The organism is Paraburkholderia sp. SIMBA_054, assembly GCF_046534875.1.
Lineage (GTDB): Bacteria > Pseudomonadota > Gammaproteobacteria > Burkholderiales > Burkholderiaceae > Paraburkholderia > Paraburkholderia hospita.
The window spans coordinates 23,731-40,046 of the sequence record NZ_JAWRXV010000086.1 but is presented as its reverse complement, the minus strand read 5'-3'; the positions used below and the strand labels follow the sequence as shown (position 1 = coordinate 40,046).

General features: G+C 60.8%; 17 protein-coding genes and 1 pseudogene. 7 read left to right on the top strand and 11 right to left on the bottom strand.

Annotated features, from left to right (window positions below):
* From SB822_RS49915 to SB822_RS49870, 10 genes and pseudogenes are all read right to left on the bottom strand, one after another.
* Positions 1–487, bottom strand: a pseudogene (locus SB822_RS49915) (hypothetical protein); the annotation flags it as partial.
* A 74-nt stretch (positions 488–561) separates the two neighbouring features.
* Complete coding sequence (locus SB822_RS49910) at positions 562–1,407, bottom strand: hypothetical protein (RefSeq protein WP_410858209.1); 846 nt, start codon at positions 1,405–1,407, stop codon at positions 562–564.
* Between the two features lie 82 nt (positions 1,408–1,489).
* On the bottom strand, positions 1,490–2,050 hold the full coding sequence (locus tag SB822_RS49905) for a phospholipase D family protein (RefSeq protein WP_086909367.1): 561 nt from the start codon (positions 2,048–2,050) through the stop codon (positions 1,490–1,492).
* A gap of 558 nt (positions 2,051–2,608) precedes the next feature.
* Positions 2,609–4,930, bottom strand: a complete 2,322-nt coding sequence (locus tag SB822_RS49900; RefSeq protein WP_410858208.1) for an AAA family ATPase — start codon at positions 4,928–4,930, stop codon at positions 2,609–2,611.
* Complete coding sequence (locus tag SB822_RS49895; protein WP_410858207.1) at positions 4,918–5,451, bottom strand: hypothetical protein; 534 nt, start codon at positions 5,449–5,451, stop codon at positions 4,918–4,920. The genes SB822_RS49900 and SB822_RS49895 overlap by 13 nt, the downstream gene beginning before the upstream one ends.
* 221 nt (positions 5,452–5,672) lie before the next feature.
* The gene (locus SB822_RS49890; protein WP_410858206.1) at positions 5,673–7,055 is read right to left on the bottom strand and encodes a metallophosphoesterase family protein; all 1,383 of its coding nucleotides are present in this window, start codon (positions 7,053–7,055) and stop codon (positions 5,673–5,675) included.
* Positions 7,056–7,132: 77 nt separating this feature from the next.
* A complete protein-coding gene (locus SB822_RS49885; protein ID WP_410858205.1) occupies positions 7,133–7,615 on the bottom strand; it encodes an NADAR family protein in 483 nt (160 codons plus the stop codon).
* 12 nt (positions 7,616–7,627) lie between these two features.
* Positions 7,628–7,837 carry a hypothetical protein gene (locus SB822_RS49880; RefSeq protein ID WP_410858204.1) on the bottom strand — a complete coding sequence of 70 codons (210 nt, stop codon included), beginning with the start codon at positions 7,835–7,837 and terminating at the stop codon, positions 7,628–7,630.
* Positions 7,838–8,006: 169 nt separating this feature from the next.
* Positions 8,007–9,317, bottom strand: a complete 1,311-nt coding sequence (locus tag SB822_RS49875; RefSeq protein WP_410858203.1) for a hypothetical protein — start codon at positions 9,315–9,317, stop codon at positions 8,007–8,009.
* Positions 9,314–9,580, bottom strand: coding sequence for a hypothetical protein (locus tag SB822_RS49870; RefSeq protein ID WP_410858210.1), 267 nt, complete (start codon positions 9,578–9,580; stop codon positions 9,314–9,316). Before SB822_RS49870 ends, SB822_RS49875 begins: the two co-directional genes overlap by 4 nt.
* Positions 9,581–10,248: 668 nt before the next feature.
* Here SB822_RS49870 and SB822_RS49865 point away from each other — a divergent pair.
* The 7 genes from SB822_RS49865 (at position 10,249) to SB822_RS49835 (ending at position 14,556) form a co-directional block, all read left to right on the top strand.
* On the top strand, positions 10,249–10,854 hold the full coding sequence (locus SB822_RS49865) for a DUF1845 domain-containing protein (RefSeq protein WP_410858202.1): 606 nt from the start codon (positions 10,249–10,251) through the stop codon (positions 10,852–10,854).
* A 91-nt stretch (positions 10,855–10,945) separates the two neighbouring features.
* Positions 10,946–11,860, top strand: a complete 915-nt coding sequence (locus SB822_RS49860) for a hypothetical protein (protein ID WP_410858201.1) — start codon at positions 10,946–10,948, stop codon at positions 11,858–11,860.
* Between the two features lie 11 nt (positions 11,861–11,871).
* A complete protein-coding gene (locus tag SB822_RS49855; RefSeq protein ID WP_090873944.1) occupies positions 11,872–12,324 on the top strand; it encodes a polymer-forming cytoskeletal protein in 453 nt (150 codons plus the stop codon).
* An 87-nt stretch (positions 12,325–12,411) separates the two neighbouring features.
* Positions 12,412–12,837 carry a hypothetical protein gene (locus tag SB822_RS49850; RefSeq protein WP_410858200.1) on the top strand — a complete coding sequence of 142 codons (426 nt, stop codon included), beginning with the start codon at positions 12,412–12,414 and terminating at the stop codon, positions 12,835–12,837.
* 19 nt (positions 12,838–12,856) lie between these two features.
* Complete coding sequence (locus tag SB822_RS49845) at positions 12,857–13,066, top strand: hypothetical protein (protein ID WP_410858199.1); 210 nt, start codon at positions 12,857–12,859, stop codon at positions 13,064–13,066.
* 38 nt (positions 13,067–13,104) lie between these two features.
* On the top strand, positions 13,105–13,614 hold the full coding sequence (locus SB822_RS49840) for a hypothetical protein (RefSeq protein ID WP_410858198.1): 510 nt from the start codon (positions 13,105–13,107) through the stop codon (positions 13,612–13,614).
* 324 nt (positions 13,615–13,938) lie between these two features.
* The gene (locus tag SB822_RS49835; protein ID WP_410858197.1) at positions 13,939–14,556 is read left to right on the top strand and encodes a hypothetical protein; all 618 of its coding nucleotides are present in this window, start codon (positions 13,939–13,941) and stop codon (positions 14,554–14,556) included.
* Positions 14,557–14,582: 26 nt separating this feature from the next.
* Here the strand turns inward: SB822_RS49835 and SB822_RS49830 are convergent, their stop codons facing one another.
* Entirely contained in the window at positions 14,583–16,307 is a 1,725-nt protein-coding gene (locus tag SB822_RS49830; RefSeq protein ID WP_410858196.1) for an ATP-dependent helicase, read from the bottom strand.
* Positions 16,308–16,316 lie beyond the last annotated feature (9 nt).

The following is a 16,316-nucleotide window of genomic DNA, read 5'->3' as shown; positions in this document are numbered from 1 at the left end:
TTTCCTTCACGCGGGCAGATGACGCCTCTTTTTCAAGACGCGCACGAAGCCTGCCTTGTGGCTGCAACTTCCACGAATCTGCGCATGCTCGCATCCGTTTGCCGTCCCGCACGCCGTTCTCAGGCGTTCGGACCAGCGTGCCTCGCCCTATGGTGGAGACAACGAACTGAGAGGCGAGTGAAGGCTTTGTGATGTGGATCTCGACCGGCAGTCCACTGTCCTCCACAAACATCGCGACCTCATCTAGCATCGCATGCAGGAAGTTCGCAGTGCTAGGGTTCTCGATCGTCGTATCCGACGACGTGATGTAGTGTCTGACGTCGGGCGCGACCTGCTTTGCGCGCCTGACTGCCTCAAGCATCAGCACCATCGCACATGTGCTGTCTTTGCCGCCGCTTACGCCCGCGGCCAGCACGTGGCCCTGCTCGATATAAGACTGCATCGACGCAATGGCGTTTTCCATCAAGGTATGAATGTCACGGTCCATCGTTCGCTCCGGAAAAGATGGGAGCGACCCTTTCGGGGATCGGCTCCCGAAAGGGTTAGAAAGTCATGTGTTCGTTACAAGGTCAGACCCAGACTTGCTGCCTGTGCCTCTTCGAGCGACTGGTCAGCCGCTGCGAAAAGATCAGGCTGCCGGGTCGCCCGGTCTAGCCGTGGCAACGCGTTGGAATAGCGGCTCGGCCCGCTACCGTCGAAGCTGTCCGCACCGGCGGCCGCACAGATGTGAATGCGGCGCGCCGAGTTGACCCGACCGACATGCAAATGGCAATTGCGTCGACGCGCGAGTAGCCCCCACGCTTCGGCTGTCGATTCCTTCCACTCGGTTGATCCGCCGATGAAGATTCCAACGACCGGCGAGAGATATGGCGCGACGTCCTCCAGTTGCATTTCGTTTTGCACGGCAATGAGCAGTTGCGAGGGCATGCCTCGCAGACGCTCCATCCACCGCAATGAGAAGTCGAGCGATGCGAGGCCGCCCTGAACGACATCGGGAAGGACGATCCAGTCAGCGCGCTCGCCGAGTTTGTCGACGACTGCGAAAAACGCGGACTCGTCAAACGGCTCGCCTCGCTGGTAAGCCGTCCACGCGCCGTTGTCGATCGCGTAGCGCATGCCTTCGGTACGGTGCTCGCCCTTCGCCGAAACGAGGAGACGCCAGCCGGCAAGCGCCAGCGCATCGAGGTTGCGGCGCGTGCCAGTACGACTCGCATAGCCAACCATCGGTGGGCGGTGCATGATCAGACGCTCCTCAACCTCGGGATCATCGTCAGCGCTGCCATCGACGCAGTAGTAATCGGCGTACGCCATTACCGCTTGCGACCAGCCCTGCTTCTCGCCACTTGCATACGGCGCCAGCCAGCGAGGTATTGCAGCCGCCGCGGACGGTGGTGCTGCATCAACCATACAAACTCCACAAGTGAATGCGGAGCGACCCCGGCGGGATCGTCCCGCGAGGTCATAGAAAAATAGCGAGGCTGTGTCGCCGTTAGCGGGCGCGGTACGGCTCGCCCTGCGACGTCACTGCCTTCCAGTCATCCAGATACGCTTTCGCAATCTCTGGATGGTTCGACAGCACCAGCACGTTTTCAGAATTCACGCGTGCGGCCGCCTGGCTGTAGTTATACGAACCGGTCTCGACCGTCGCGTTGTCCACTACCAGAAACTTGCTGTGCTGGATGGGGAATGCGCGAACGACAATGACCGGCACGCCTGCATACGCGAGTGCGCCCATTGCGGCCGCAGCTTTTCCACTACGGTCTTCGTCGACGTTGCTGCGGTAATCGACAGTGACTGCCACGTCCACACCGCGCCGCTTCGCATCGAGCAATGCTTTAACGACTGGCGGCGCAGTGAACGAGTAGGCCATCATTCGTATCGACTGCCGTGCGCTGCGGATGGTTTGCAGCACAAGCTGCTCCGCACCTCCGTCCGGCGAAAAGGCGACCTGTACATCATTTGTCGCGCTGAAAGCGGGTTGCGTCCATAGCAGGCCAGCGCCCGCTACCAGCGCGCCGGCCACCGTCGCAATGACAATCTGTTTTTTCATGGGAAGCTCCGTTGGTTTACCGGAAAAAGCCCCGGCCCTGAGAGGGCGCCGGGGCGTTGCATTTCCTGCTCAGGTGCAGGTCTTCGGATGACTGCGCGGATACGTGATCAGCCTGCCATCCGGGCAAACGCGAAAGTCGCCGGACTCACCTCGCGGTGCCTGAACGACGATTGCGGGACGTGCGCTTACGGCGTGCGCCTGTGGCTGCGCGGTGCAGGCGCAAAGCGACGACGAGCCTGCTGCGACAAGCAGCATGAAAAAATTTTCATTGTGGTTTCTCGAAGAAGGGGAAGGTGCTCCGCTTACGCGGTGCGCAGATCAGAAGGGTCGGCGGCATGGACAGTGACCCACTTGCCATCGACAAGAACGTCACGCAGAAGCGAGCCGTTCAGGACATAGACGTGAGTGTTGCCAGACCGAGGCAAGGCAGAACGAACGGACACGGTCACCGTTTCGGTACGGATCCGGGTCTTTCGATTGATTGACATAGGCGTTTCTCGTAGTGAAAGAGCGAGAAACGCCCTGTGGGCGCTCCCCACAGGGTTAAAAAAAGGTGCGTCACGTGGCCAGCACCTGAACGTCAATCACGGCGTCGGCTTCGCTGACAAGGTCGGGCGTTTGAGAGATGAAAAACTCCCGCTCATACCCGCCCTGCTTCAGTACCTCCCGCTTCATCCGCATGAACTGCAGCTTGCGCTGCGGATCGAGCGGACCATCGGACTCGTCACTGAAAAGCGTCTGGTAAGGCTGACCAGTGTTCTGCGCCTGATAGAGCGCAATGCCACGTGTCAGACACTCGTTGATCCAGACCTTCTGGCCACCGGACATCACCGACACCGACTTGGTGCTATCGGCTTCCGCGTCATGCACAAGGATCTCGAAACCCTCACGCAGTTCGCCGTTTGCAAGCGCGCGCTGCGTGCGGATCTCGACCGTGAAGCGTGTGCCGTAGCAAGCCAGCAGCAGCCTGTTGACGGTGTCAGCCAGTGCGGGACCCGCGTCGTCGATCGTCAACGCAATGACGCCGTCGTTGCCGAGCCCTTTCGCGAGCAGCTTCCACTGCGCAATCTCATCGGAGAGCCGGTCGGCGCGCCGTTGCGTAGCAGAAAACCCGTTCAGGTCCCTCGCCAATCCGTCAGCTTCAGCTTGCAGCACCGTCTGGGCGCGGATCGCACCTTCGATCCTGCCCTCGAGTGCAGCGACTGCTTCGCGATTTGCGGCCAGCTTCCGGTCGATCTCTGTAATTGCGGCCGTCACATCGACGGCTGCAAGCTGCTTCGACTCCTGCTGGATTCTGGCCATCTCCGCCGTCATACGTGCCTTTTCAGACTCGTATCGGGCAGCTCGCGCAGCCGCTTCTTCCGCGACGTCCCTAAGTTCCGCGTTGGCAGATTCAAGGCCCGTCGCAGCAGCATCAAGGAGTGGCTTGCTGGCAGCGAGTTCAGTCGCCGCCTGCAGATCACGTCGAGCGTCGCTCAGGGTGCGGGTCAACACAGCAAGTTCGCCGCGCTTTGCCGCAAGCTCTGCGACAACCGGAGCCAGCAGGTCGGCCTGCGCTTTCTTTTCGCGATACTGCGCACGAAGTTCGGCCACCGACACACGCTGCTCTTCTGCCTGCGATCTAGCCTGCAGCGCCTGACTGAGCAACGGACACGTGGCATGCATCGCATGCCCCACGCACGGCACCTGGTCGACGACTGCAGCCTGCTTCGTCAACGTCTCGAAGTGGGCGGCTTTCGTCTGACCCTGCGTCATGAGGCCCGAAAGCGCGGTCTGAAGCGTCGCATGACTGACCTGCTTCGCTTCCAGATCGGCGATCACACGCTGCAGAGGCTCCAGCTTTGCCTCCTCGCGACCGATTAGCAGTTGCGCTGCTTCGCGCTTCGCCGCCGCTCCCAGAATCGCTTCCTTGCGGGCAAGCGTCGCCTGATGAGTCGTCACCGTCTGCTTCAGGGAATTCACGCGCTGCTGGGTCCGAGCGGCTGCTGCCCGCTCATCGCCATCGAGCGTTTGCACGCCCTTGACCAGCTCTTGCGCGCGGACTGACAGTTCGCGCAGACGAGCTTCGGCAGTTGCCGATTCGCCCGCCTTAGCGGCCAGCGTCGCACGCTCCTGAGTCAGCTTTGCAGCTTCCTCAAGCTTCAGATCCCGTTGTGCACGCGCATCGCGTAGAAGTTCGCCCTGTGCAAGCACGGCGCGTTCGACATCCGCCTTACGCTGCCGCTTGCCCGCGAGTGCAGTCAGGTCCGTCTGGATTTCATCGAGCGCACGGCCAAGAATCTTCGCGACGTCGCCGGCTTTCGCCGACAGCGCTTTGAGGTTTTCAATGCCGAGCATCTCCGCGAGCAGCGTCTTGATCTCTCCCGCGCCATACGACGCGAGCGGCCGCCGGTTCTGCGCTGAGAAGACACTGGTGAAAAAGCTTTGAAGCGAGCCGTTGATGGCTTCGACACAGCGGTTATAGGTCGCCGCCTTGCCGTCCGACACTGTGCCGTCGGGCAAAGTAACGGGATGCCACGCGCCGTCCGATCCACGCCATGCAAGGTAGTACTCCGCCTTGCCTGTCTTGCCGGGCTTCCTGAAAGAAAACGTCGAGCGGTAACGGATACCATCGTGCTCCCACTCAAGCTCCTTCAGCGCACTGGTGCCACAGATGTGGTCCCAATACGAAAAGGCATCGACCGAAAGCATTGAGGCATGCGACGGCATGATCGGATACGGATGCAGGTTATCCATGATCGTTGTCTTGCCCGCCCCGTTAGGGCCGACAAGCGCGATCAGGCCTTCCGGCAACGACTCCAGATCGAGTGTGACGCTCTCGCGCCTCATCCCGTCACGAACGCCGTAAAAGCCTTCGAGCGTCAGTTTCAGAGGCCGCATGACGACACCTCCATCGATTCCGACATTGCTGCCATACGCGAATAGAAGGCGACATCGTCATCGTCGGGAAAAGGCTCGACAATCGGGTCGACTCTCTCTGCAACCGCCACAGGCGCATGAAGCTTGCCTGCGATTGCTGCCTCGACTTTCTCACAGGCCCGGGCAAATTCGCGGCGGGCACACGTGAGAAGTTCGTCCCAACCGACATAGCCGGTCAGGGTGCGAATCTCCATCGGGGACCATTGCGTCGCCATGCCCATGTGATAAGACCAGAGCAGGTGCTGCATTTCGACGGCAGCCGTGACAACGACCTGATTCGATCCAGGCGTCGTCGAACGAAGGACGAGCATCGGGCCGGACTGCGCAAGCACTGCTCCGCGATCCTTCCCAAAGGGTCGGTGAAGAATCGCGGGCGTGAAGCCGGCGTGGTCGACGAGTGACTTCTGGATGTTGCGTTCGTCCTGATCGTCCAGGGCGAACACGCGAACCCAGTCAGAACCAGCAGGATATAGACCAAACATGATTGCACTCCGTAAGTAACGGACGGAGTGCGCCCCGGTAGGGATCGCTCCCCGCCAGGGTAAAAAAAATGAAACTGCTGAGAAAGGGAAAGCAACGACTACATCGATGCGTCGTAGGACGCGGTGAAACCTCGTTTCGATAGCTGCGATAGCTATCGGAACAGGGCTACTGTTCCACTGCAGGAGAGCCATACCGGCCTCTCCCGCATTCAGGCAGCAAACTACGCTGCAAACAGATCATCTTCGAGCCACGACTTCTGCGCTGCGGGCACGACCTCGACCGTCGCATCAGGCACCGTATCGCTCTCCGACGAAGAGACTGGCTCAGGCAGCAGCGATGCGATAGCACCGTCGCCAACAGCAGCACTGGCTACCTCATCAGCGGTCAGGCCGGCAAGCACCGCGGCAGCAATCGCCTCCGGATAGCCGGACTCGAGCAACCGGAACCGCTCAACGATCGGCGCAGCCTCAACGTTCGCATGCTCGGCCCACCGTTCGATCTTGCGGTCGACCGTCGGCTCGATACTGATGCCCTGCGATCGCGAGCGAACGACCGGCAGGATGCGCGGCTCAAGCTTGAGAGCCGACGCGCCAGCGAACAGCGCTTCGATTGCGTCCCGGTCTACCGATTGACGATGCTCCTCGTCCACCTGCCAACGAACACGAACGAACTTGTCGCCTGCCTCAGCAGCAATGGCAGCGAGTCGCTCCATGTCCGGAGGGCCGTCGAAGTCAACGCAGACCGTCTCCCGCGCCGGCGTTGGAACAAGCAACGCTCTCGCGTTCCCCGACTCAACGTCCCACGCCAGATAGCCTTTGTCACCTTCCTCGCCGTAGTGAAACCGGCCAGGTGAACCCGCATAGGCAACAACACGGCCACCGCGCTCCCACTGCTGCGACTTATGAATGTGGCCCAGCATGAAGGCATCGCATTCGGCCTCGAATAACGCACCGAGTGAAAACTCGTGATCGAAGCCCGCCATCGTGACGCCATGCTCAGTCGTGCAACCGTTGACCGTGCCATGCGACACACCGACCGTTCGAATGCCTGCTGCCCGAAGCCGTGCATTGATGCGCCCAGCCGCTGCCAGATAGTCACCCAGCACCGCCTCAAGCCCGGTTGCTGCATTCTTCGCGCCGACCGCGGCCGCGAGTTGCCCCTTGTTGATGGAGGGCAAACAGGTGAACACAACGTCGGCGCCAAGCTTCAGCACGCTCGCAAGCTCCTCGTCGTTGAAGACAGGGCCTGCGGATTCGAAGAAACGCCCCTCGAACAGGCTGACCTGCTGCACGCGCTCCGCAATGAAAACCGGGTGAGTGGTTCCCATCAGCGCGAAGTTACGCAGCGTGCCGGGCGGCTCATGCGAAAACGTGCCTTGCAGCATAAGAACCGGCATACCGAGCGAGAGACGGTTGATGTTTGTCGCCAGCCGGTTTAGCGCCGGCGCATGTGCATCGAGCCTGTGGTCTGTCGAGTCGCCGGAGATCACTGCGACATCCATGCAGCGATTGAGCGCGTCATCGACCGCGTACGAGAAACACCGGTCGGCCTCATCGAGGTTTTCCGGCGAGTAATGCAGGTCAGAGATGTGAGCGATTTTCACGTCGCCTCCTGAAATAGAAAAAGGCCGCCCGTGGGCAGCCTCAATGGATGGTGCGCCAGGTGGCGCAGCTGAAAAAGTCAGCGGGACAGGGTTTCGCGCACCTTCATCAGCGTGATGCCGAGCAGGTTCGTGCCACGCCAGTTCGCCTTGTCGAGAATCAGCGGGTCGCGCTCGCCCAGTCCCACGCCCCAGATACGGTCGTAAGGACTGGCTTCGACGAGTTCGGTCGGTGCGGTCGCCAGAAGCAGCGAGCGCAATCCCGGGTTCTGGGCAAACTTCTCCCGGCACCCGACATAGACGATCGACTCGCGCTTGCCTTCCCACGTCGCAAGGTCGAAACCTTTCACGCCTCGTCCGATCGCCTTCTGATCTTTGGGATGACGCGCCGCGAGAATTTCTGCCGCTGCATTCTCATCGCCAAACAGCTTGGCTTTGGAAAACATCATGAACTGTTCTACCGAGGTGAAGTCCACGCCGTGATAACTGAACCGGCACGGATGCCAGTTGCTCAGCGCATCATCACCGCCGAAAAACAGCGTGAAGTTGTCTACCTTGCGCATCGCTGAATGCTCCTAGAAGACTGTGATCCAGCCGTCACCCTCTCCCCAGTTGATCTGCAGCTTCGCAGGTACGGGTTCGATAAACGACGTGCTCATGCACTGCTGACATTGGACAACGATCCGCTGCGTTCGATCCGCAGTGAAGACCTTGAACAGGTCTCCACCACAGCCACCGCAACGCATCTCCTGCAGACCCGTCAGGGCGCTCAGATCGTTCGACATAACGTTGACACTCCATCAAGACAGGAAAATGATCCGCCGTCAGGCGGAAGGATTCGATGCGCAGGGATGCGCGGTCGAAAACGCTTGAGCAAGTGCCGCTTGCTGAAGGGTTCTCGTTACGCGAAAAGTGAAGAAAGGAACGACCAGCCCCGAAGGGGCCGGTCCAAGGTCAGACGTAGGTCTTTGCCTGCAAGATCTCGTCATCAAGCGCAGCGCGATCGTCGAGCGCTGCCGTGAGGCGTGCGTTCATCTGATCAACGTCTGCCGGTCTTTCCGCCCAGCCGCGCCCGAATCTGACGTGCGCGAAGCGGCGGAAATCCTGCTGACGATCCGGTTGACTAAGTCCCAACCGGTTAAGCAGATCAGACATGCGGTCACGCTTGTCCGCAAGCGTCTCACCCTCTTCGGTCTCGCCACCTCTGTCGATACCAGAACTGCTTGCGCCGACCGTCTCGCCCTGCATCTGCGCAACGGTCCCGGAGTCTGCCTCTGTCATGGCCTGCGACAGGACCTCGACATTGCCACCGGCTTCGATCAGGGCAACTGCCCGGCTCGCCGCTTCGAGCGCTGGCTGCGGCTCATCACCTGCATCCAGCAATGCCCCGAGATCGATATCCGCATCGAGCACGGTTAGCATCTGCTTCTGACGCACCGGCTGCCCGTTGTCGTCGATCCGCGTGATGTCGAACTCCTTCTTCGACAACCAGAAGCGCGTGCCGGTCAGCCTGCCTCGCGCGAGCGAGACCGTCTGCATGGCGGAATACGCTTTCTGCAGGACATAAATCGAATTCGTTGGAAGTTCGATGAGTCCCAAGCCTTTCACGTCGGGAATTGCAAACACGAAGTTGGCGCTCAGGTTGCACTTGCGTTCCTGATACTGCGGACACACGTGCGGATCGCAAATTCCATCGGGAATGTCGTCATCCTGACGCTGGATTACAAGGCGACCACCGAAAGTCCGCCGCGCCCGCTTCGCACGCTCATCGCGCTCGACCGGTGCATACGTCTTGCAGTACCGCTTGCCGTCACGGCCATACTCCGAGAAATACTGCCGTCCTGTCGTCGTATAGGCCGCCATCTGATTAGGCACATTACGCAGCCAGTCGTCGAAGGCGAACATCACCGGGAAGCGGTGCAGCTTGAGGCCGTCGCCACGATCCTCTCCGTAGAGCTTCAGAATTTCATCGGCGGTGTCAGGATTCGAGAAGTCCGACCGTCTGCAGGTGAAATGCGCGACGTTTCTCGGAATCAGCGCATTGCGAAGATTCAGCTTCGATTCGATCACCTTTCCGATCGTCTCGTACGAGTCGCCGGCGGCCACCATTTCGTCGTACAGCTTCACGGCAGCCGGATTGCCCTGCGCGTTGCGTGTAAGAACCTTGATACCGGGCCGGATCTTGCCAATGATCGGCGGTCGGATTGCGCGCTCTTCGACCAGACTGCGAGGCGCGTTGTCGAACATCTGGACGACTGCATTCATGATGGTTTCCTTGCGAGAAAAAAGATGGCGTTCGTGCGTAGCGTGCTGGCCTGGGATTCGATCTCCCGGGCTGCGGCGCTACCGCGTCGTTCGCTGACATGGTGGATAAAGACAGAGCGCTGGGCGTCGCTGTACATCGCAACCTGCGCAATTTCACAGCGGCTGCGCCAGGCGTCGGATGACGTATCCGTAGCGGCACGCTCGTTATCGATCTGATGCTTGATAGCCTCGGCAATACACTCGTTGAGGCGGTCAGGCAACAACATAAACACCTCCAGTAGAGAAAGGCCCATCCGGAATGGACGGACGAAAAAAAAGCCCGCTCCGGTCAGGGAGCGAGCTTCGTGAATAGGGGATAGATGTGACCTACGCGCCACGTCCCTTCTGGGGACGTGGCGTGCAGGGAGCGGCACCGGAAAACCGGAGCGCTCTGTCAGAGGACGTAAAGTCGTCCTCGCGCAGCATGGTCACGCCGCGCAACAGCCCATTTTCGGAAAATACATTCCGCCGCAGGAATCACGGATCAGCCAACTTCGATCGTTCTACCCAGATCAGGCTCTGGAGAGAGAACACCCGAAAACCTGGGCTCGAACGATGTACCGGCGCAAAAAATGAATGCAGGCCAGGGTACGAGTATCACAGCTGAAATAGGGGAATCTGTAGCGGGCAGATTCAGCACAAGAAGATATCCACACCGGTAGCTATCCGGTCGGAGCATGCCCAAAGGCACGACTTGGAGAAAGAGGATGGACTCCGGGCTTGGAGTCGAGGTCGATGCGTCAGAGACGCGGGGAATGGATTGAAGTATCCGGACAAATGACAGGTGTAGGCGTCTGAAAGCTCGCGAAATTGATATAGCTTTTGCCCGCTTGACTGATCGGTGTTCGGTGAGAATTTATGTGAGAGAGAACACATACACCGAGAACACGTTATGTCTGGCTTCGATACGGAAAAGCCCGAGGCGGCTGACCCAGAACGGCTGATTTCCCCTTCCACTGCGACTGAACCGGTCTCCGGCGTCCTGCGCCCCATCAAGCGCCTCACCAGCGATGACCGCCTCGCACGCATCCATCCTGAGACGCTGGCAAAAACCGAGTTGCTGTATTACTCCGATTTTGCCCGCACCTTTGTCCGCTCCGACTATAACTTCTGCGCGGCAAAGATGACGGTTGCGCGCGGCGGCAAGCTCCTCGCACTGGAAGCGGAGTTCCACACGGCGGAAACCTTCTTCCGCAAGGCACTCGCCTGGGCGAACCGTCTGCACGGTCGGCGCACCGGCCTTGAGCCCGAGCGCGTGACACTCGAAATCAAGCACCCCTTGTCGGGACGCCTCGTTCGCCTGCTCACGATCTATGACCGGCTTTTCCTCAAGACGATGGAAGCCCTCGCCGGCCGCTCAGTCATGGCGCACGAACGCAAGGCAGCGCTCGACGCCGCAGCCGCGCGCCTCAAGCAGATTCCCCAGTTGTGTATTCCTGACAACGACCGGTATGCCCCCGAAGGCGTCCTGCTTCCCGACTCCGACGACACCCACTGAACCCCGCTAACTCCACTCTGCCGGACCAGGTTCCTTGACTTCAAGCAGCCTCGGGCAGGCTGTAATCCAGACAACGAGAAGAGGCATTTTCATGGACATTCGCGAAATCCAGCGACTGCACGCTCAGTTCGCCCCGGACTCGATGGTCATCGACCTTCCCCGCCAGATTGCCGCCTTGCCCGGCCCTGGCGACGTATCAGCACCCGAGTCGTCCCGCGCACTGCATCAACGTCTTGGGGGGATCGCGCCGCGCGCACGGCAGGCCACGATCGCCCTGGCCATTGCGGCTATGGTCGCGATGGCTGGCATGGGCGCAGCGTCGCTCTACAAGAACCTGGAGGCGAGCCACGGCACGGCTACGACAGCTCCGACGACAACGGAGGTCGCCAGCAGAAAAGGCGATGCACTGAACGCGGCTCCGGCGAATCAGGAAGCCCCGGCCTACCGGGAGGTCAATGCGACACCCCCTCACCCTGTTACTGCCGCGCCCGCACTGAGCGCGAGCGACTTTGCTTCAGCACGCTCTCTTGGCCTGACAGCCGACCAGTTCCGCGATTCGCTGAAAGCACCGGCGCGCAGCGCGCAGGCGGCCACGGCAGGCACCGCGCCCGCGCCCGCGCTGACGAGCGAAGCGCAGCTCGCAGCGGTTTCGCCAATCCATCGTGCGGGGTCGAGCAGAGAGGCCACCGCGGCCGCGCAGCAACCGGCGAGTCCTTCACCGGCCGCACCTGCCCAGCCCGTAGCGGTCGCGAGGCCGGTCGTGCCCGTGCAGAGTGCGACGCAGCCAGCGCAGGCGGCGGCCACGACGGCACAAGCGCCAGCCACCGCTGCTCAGACGGCACCCGCGTTGCGGCCGGCGCAGCAACCTGCCGAAGGAGCCAAACCGGCGCGCGCCGCTCGCCATCACATCTCGCGCCCTCGCGCGGAGCAGAGCGCAGAGTCCAATTCAGACGCCAGACCCTCGGCCGAAAACCGCGCCGGGTCTGCCGAAGTGAAGTTGTTCTAGGAAGCCCCGACATGAAAAACGAACTTTCGATCACCCTTGTTTCCGCCGGCTGCACGATCAGCGGCGACATGATCGTTGATCACGGCATCAGCTATTTCGGGCTGCTCGACGGCGGCCTCATCTCGACACAAGGCCTCTTGCACGTCGGCGACGGAGGTCTGATAAAGGGCAACGTTCAGGGCGACCACGTGCGTATCGACGGTCGCGTCGACGGCAACGTCCATGCGCGCGGCACTCTTGAAATCAACGGGCACGTCTCGGGCGACATCATGTACTGCGGCACCATCCGCCTAGGACCGCGCGCCGTGCTCAACGGCACGCTCAAGCGCGTGGCCCGCATGCTGACGGTCGAACCGGAAGCGAGCGAGAGCGCAAAGCCCGAGCTTGCAGCCACGTCCACCGCTGCGGCCACGCAGGAGCGCACCGAGTCGAACGTGACCGAGTTATCGCGCGCCAAGGCCTAAATCAAACCGACTGCTGGCAGCTACCAGTCCAGCGAACCCTTCACCACAAGCGCCAGGTTGAGAAGATCGCCACAAAGGTACGAAAAGATGAAGATAAGGAAAGTAATCAAATGGGCCGCGGTAGCCGTTTCCATTGCAATGCCTTTGACCGTGGTCAACATGGTCTCGGCCTATGTCGATAACGGCTCAGCTATGGCCCGAGCCTCACTCATTCAAACCGATGTTGTGCGGCTCGCCCAGCTCGCCGGCGACATACGCATTCTCCCACCCGCGGCTGCATCGGCGCTTCTGGCCAGACACGGCCTGAACTCACCCGAAGCACTTCAGACGAAGATAGAGGTCGCGCAAGCCAGCTTTGCGCAAACGCGTGCCGACGTGGAAAACACATCGCGCCGCGTCTGGCGCGACACGGCAATTGGGTTTTTTTGCGTAGGGATCACCAGCTGGCTCGCTGTGACCCTGGCTAACGTGCTGACGCGCAAACGCCCAGACGGCTTCGCCGCCGCAGCGTAACGACCGCCTCAGAACCGACGTGACTTACCACGCCGTCGACTGGGAAGCCGCAGCACAGGAAGCCGCTTTCGATGGGCTCTGTTTCTGCATGCTCAGTGACGGCCGCTTCATCAACCGCCAGACGATGCCCGATGACACGCCGCACCGGAGCCGCTTCACTCTGACGGCCCAGTTCTTCGAGCAGCACACTGCTTCACTGATTCCCGAGCCGCATGCCTCGCGGCCATGACGGTCAACACCTGATTCACAATCGATACGGAGAACCACATGCAACCGATTCGCAAGGCACTTTTCGCAACGGCTATTGCCGCAGGATTCGTCGCCAACGCTCAGGCGGCCGCGACGATTCAAACGCTGGACATCACCTGGTATAAGGACGGAAAGGTGATCGACAAAGCGCAACATATCGTGAACGACGGCACTAGCCTGACGCCGTACCTGCAACAACGCGGAAAGGAGGTTGGCTACGCGAACTGCACGGGCTCTGCGGGCGCGATGCGCTTGAGCGCCGAGAAGATGTTCGTAGGCCGCTCGCTGTTCATCAACCCGGTCTCCGTAAATGCCGGAAAGGTTCAGCTGTCGGTTTCGGCGACGGACACGGCACTCGACGGGATCCGGAAGACAGGAACAGCGGAATGCACGTCCGAGGTGGTCGATGTCCACGGCTATACCGCGTCGGGCATTCCGGTCGAACTCGCCGACGGCCAGACCGTTGAGGTGCCGCTGAAGAACCCTCAGTACAGGCTTGTGCTGAGCCTGCACCGCGAAGCGCTCTAAGGCGCGGCGGCGAAGCGGAAAGGGAGCCAACTGGCTCCTTTTTTTCGGCTGTTTCGCCGTTTCTACGACTTCGCCACCTGAAACGCGGACCATCGCTACGGCCGCCTGCAAAAGATCGGCCTCGGGTTTATACTTACCCCGTCTCCTCCATGTTCTCCTTGCCTGGATTCAAGCCCGCCTTCGCGCGGGCTTTTTCCTTTCTGACGATGTAGTTGTGTCGGCAACGCCCGCGCGCCGAAGCGGACCTTCTGGCGCACAAAAAAAACGGCAAATCGCTGTGCCTTGACTAGTATTCGCTCATCCAGCACGAGCTTGGGGGCCACTATGGGCACGTTTCGCGTAATTGTGGGCATGTGGATAGCCCCCGATCTCGCCGCTTTCAGGCGGGTATCGGACGATTCGCGAGTTTTGAACCATGACCATTTCGATGCGGCCGCGATCGCTCAGGCACTGGATGAATTCAATCAGTGCGGAGAACGGATTCGTATCCGGTTCGCTGATGACACCGTCGATCTGGCAACTACCCGCGCAAGGATCAATGGGACGCTATCGGGACCTCCGGACTGCCGCGACTTCGCTCAAGCGGTCCTGGCCGCCGCCAGCAGGTCCAGAGGCCCAGTTATCAAGGTGCGGGAACAATGGGCGACGCTTCGCCCCCGGAAAGCTCAAGCCCTCGCAGGACCGCCGAGTCTTTTGATGTTCGCGCTTTACGGCACGTTCGATAGCACGATGATCTGGCTGCAGCAGTTCCAGATGAGACTGCGTATCAGGGCGGCTGAACCGATGAACTTGATGCTCGATGGCCGCGGGAAGGCGGACCTGCAGGGAGTTCTACCAAGGGAACTGTCGGCGCTCTTCGAAGCCCACTTCGGTTTCCCCTATCTACCACACTGCCTTGTCGCGAGGCTGGCGCATTCGCGGCTGCCCGATTGGATCCACTGACAGGTTCAATGAAGCCGGCTCTCGCGCTAAGCCGGCCGCGCCACGGTTTCGATCTGCGCTTCAGTGACAAACCGCGACGCGAAGTTCTTCGACGTCCCGGAAATCATCAGCGTTTCCCGCGCGCGCGTCATCGCGACGTAAAACAGCCGCCGCTCTTCTGGCTCAGTTGATTTGGCATCGGGGACGATGGTGTCTTCGGATCGCGCGATCCAGACGTGATCCCACTCGAGCCCTTTCGAGCTATGCATTGTCGTCAGGACAAGCGCGTCTGTTGCGGGCTCGTTGTTGTCCTGCCGGAGAAACAGCAGCCGCTCGGCGAACGATCCAGTCAGACGCGACAGCACGTCATACGTCGCCTGGATGGTGCGGACGCCGTTTTCCTTCTTCGTGTACTTGAGCATCCACTCATTCACGCCCGACAGCACCAACGAATAGAATTTCCGCTCGCATAGTCCCCGCCATTCGGCGAGCCGCTTCATGAACTCGCGGTAGTTCGTTGCCACGTCTTCAGGCAATCCGTGTTCGACCAGCTCGGCACGCGGTTTCTGGACAAGCTCCGCGCCCATGCTCGCGTGCAATGCCCGGAGATGATCGGCGTGCAGGCCCGAATGCGCCAGCACGGCATCAAGCCCGGTAGCCTTCACGCCCTCAATGATTTCCAACAGATTGCAAAGCAACGCGCCCTCGGGACGATTGAGTACCGATGCCCCCGACGCGCGGTGATACTTCACGCCATACGAACGGCAGACGGCCTCGAGCGGATCAAGGATGCGGTTAGTCCGGGCGAGGACCGCACACGTCTTGCCGTTACGCAGCAAGGGCGCCAGCGCCTCAATGGCAGCCTCCGCTTCCATGTATTCGTCGGCGTGGCGGGACGCCTCAACCCGGCCGCCAGCGCCCTTCTCCGCGCGCAGCACCTTCGGAATGCGGTCAGGATTGTTGCGGATCACCCGATCGGCGGCCGCAAGGATCTCGGCTCGGCACCGATAGTTGCTCCCGAGCACGACTGGTTTGGCCTCGAATTCCTTGATGAAGGATTCCATGCCGCGATAGCCAAGTGCCTCGCGGAAAGCGTAGATGCTCTGATCGTCGTCGCCTACAACCGTTACGATCGAGCCTGCTTTTGCGTGAAGCTCGATCCACCGGTACTGCAGCGGATCAGTGTCCTGAAACTCGTCGACCAGCAGGTAAGTGAACGGGTACGGCAGGATGGTGCCGTTCTGCATGCCTTCAACGGCGAGCCGCAGCATGTCCTGGAAATCGATCTTCCCGTTGCGGGCCAGCGCCTCCTGATAGGCGTTGTACAACTGCCCGTCGGTGCTATTGACGTCGCACCGGCCGAAATTCGTCTTGATCTTTTCGATCGTCGGGATAGCGTCCTCAGCCTTCCCTTCGAGGCCGAGATCCTGCATCACACGGATCAGCAGCCCGAGCCGGTCACCGTCGCTTGCGATGTCCGGCGGGCGGCCGCCCGGTCGTTGAAGCTGTTTGTAGGCGAGTGAATGGAACGTGCCCGCGACAAGGCGCTTCTTCACCGCCTTGCCCGCCACGTGGAGGATGCGCTCACGCAGCTCGATCGCCGCGTCCTTCGAGAACGTCACCGCGCCCACGACAGCCGCGCTGTCCTGCAGCAGCAGCGCGGCCTTGGTGGCGATCGTTTTTGTCTTGCCCGCGCCGGGGCAGGCAATCGCCACGCAATTCTGGCGCAACTGGGCGACTTCCCGCTGCTGCGGATTGAGTTCGTCCAGCATGACGCCCCC

Coding starts and splice junctions, on each gene's coding strand:
- SB822_RS49830 (WP_410858196.1), bottom strand. CDS start 16,307: ATGCTGGACGAACTCAATCCGCAGCAGCGGGAAGTCGCCCAGTTGCGC.
- SB822_RS49835 (WP_410858197.1), top strand. CDS start 13,939: ATGGGCACGTTTCGCGTAATTGTGGGCATGTGGATAGCCCCCGATCTC.
- SB822_RS49880 (WP_410858204.1), bottom strand. CDS start 7,837: ATGTCGAACGATCTGAGCGCCCTGACGGGTCTGCAGGAGATGCGTTGC.
- SB822_RS49875 (WP_410858203.1), bottom strand. CDS start 9,317: ATGAATGCAGTCGTCCAGATGTTCGACAACGCGCCTCGCAGTCTGGTC.
- SB822_RS49855 (WP_090873944.1), top strand. CDS start 11,872: ATGAAAAACGAACTTTCGATCACCCTTGTTTCCGCCGGCTGCACGATC.
- SB822_RS49850 (WP_410858200.1), top strand. CDS start 12,412: ATGAAGATAAGGAAAGTAATCAAATGGGCCGCGGTAGCCGTTTCCATT.
- SB822_RS49900 (WP_410858208.1), bottom strand. CDS start 4,930: ATGCGGCCTCTGAAACTGACGCTCGAAGGCTTTTACGGCGTTCGTGAC.
- SB822_RS49860 (WP_410858201.1), top strand. CDS start 10,946: ATGGACATTCGCGAAATCCAGCGACTGCACGCTCAGTTCGCCCCGGAC.
- SB822_RS49910 (WP_410858209.1), bottom strand. CDS start 1,407: ATGGTTGATGCAGCACCACCGTCCGCGGCGGCTGCAATACCTCGCTGG.
- SB822_RS49885 (WP_410858205.1), bottom strand. CDS start 7,615: ATGCGCAAGGTAGACAACTTCACGCTGTTTTTCGGCGGTGATGATGCG.
- SB822_RS49840 (WP_410858198.1), top strand. CDS start 13,105: ATGCAACCGATTCGCAAGGCACTTTTCGCAACGGCTATTGCCGCAGGA.
- SB822_RS49865 (WP_410858202.1), top strand. CDS start 10,249: ATGTCTGGCTTCGATACGGAAAAGCCCGAGGCGGCTGACCCAGAACGG.
- SB822_RS49895 (WP_410858207.1), bottom strand. CDS start 5,451: ATGTTTGGTCTATATCCTGCTGGTTCTGACTGGGTTCGCGTGTTCGCC.
- SB822_RS49905 (WP_086909367.1), bottom strand. CDS start 2,050: ATGAAAAAACAGATTGTCATTGCGACGGTGGCCGGCGCGCTGGTAGCG.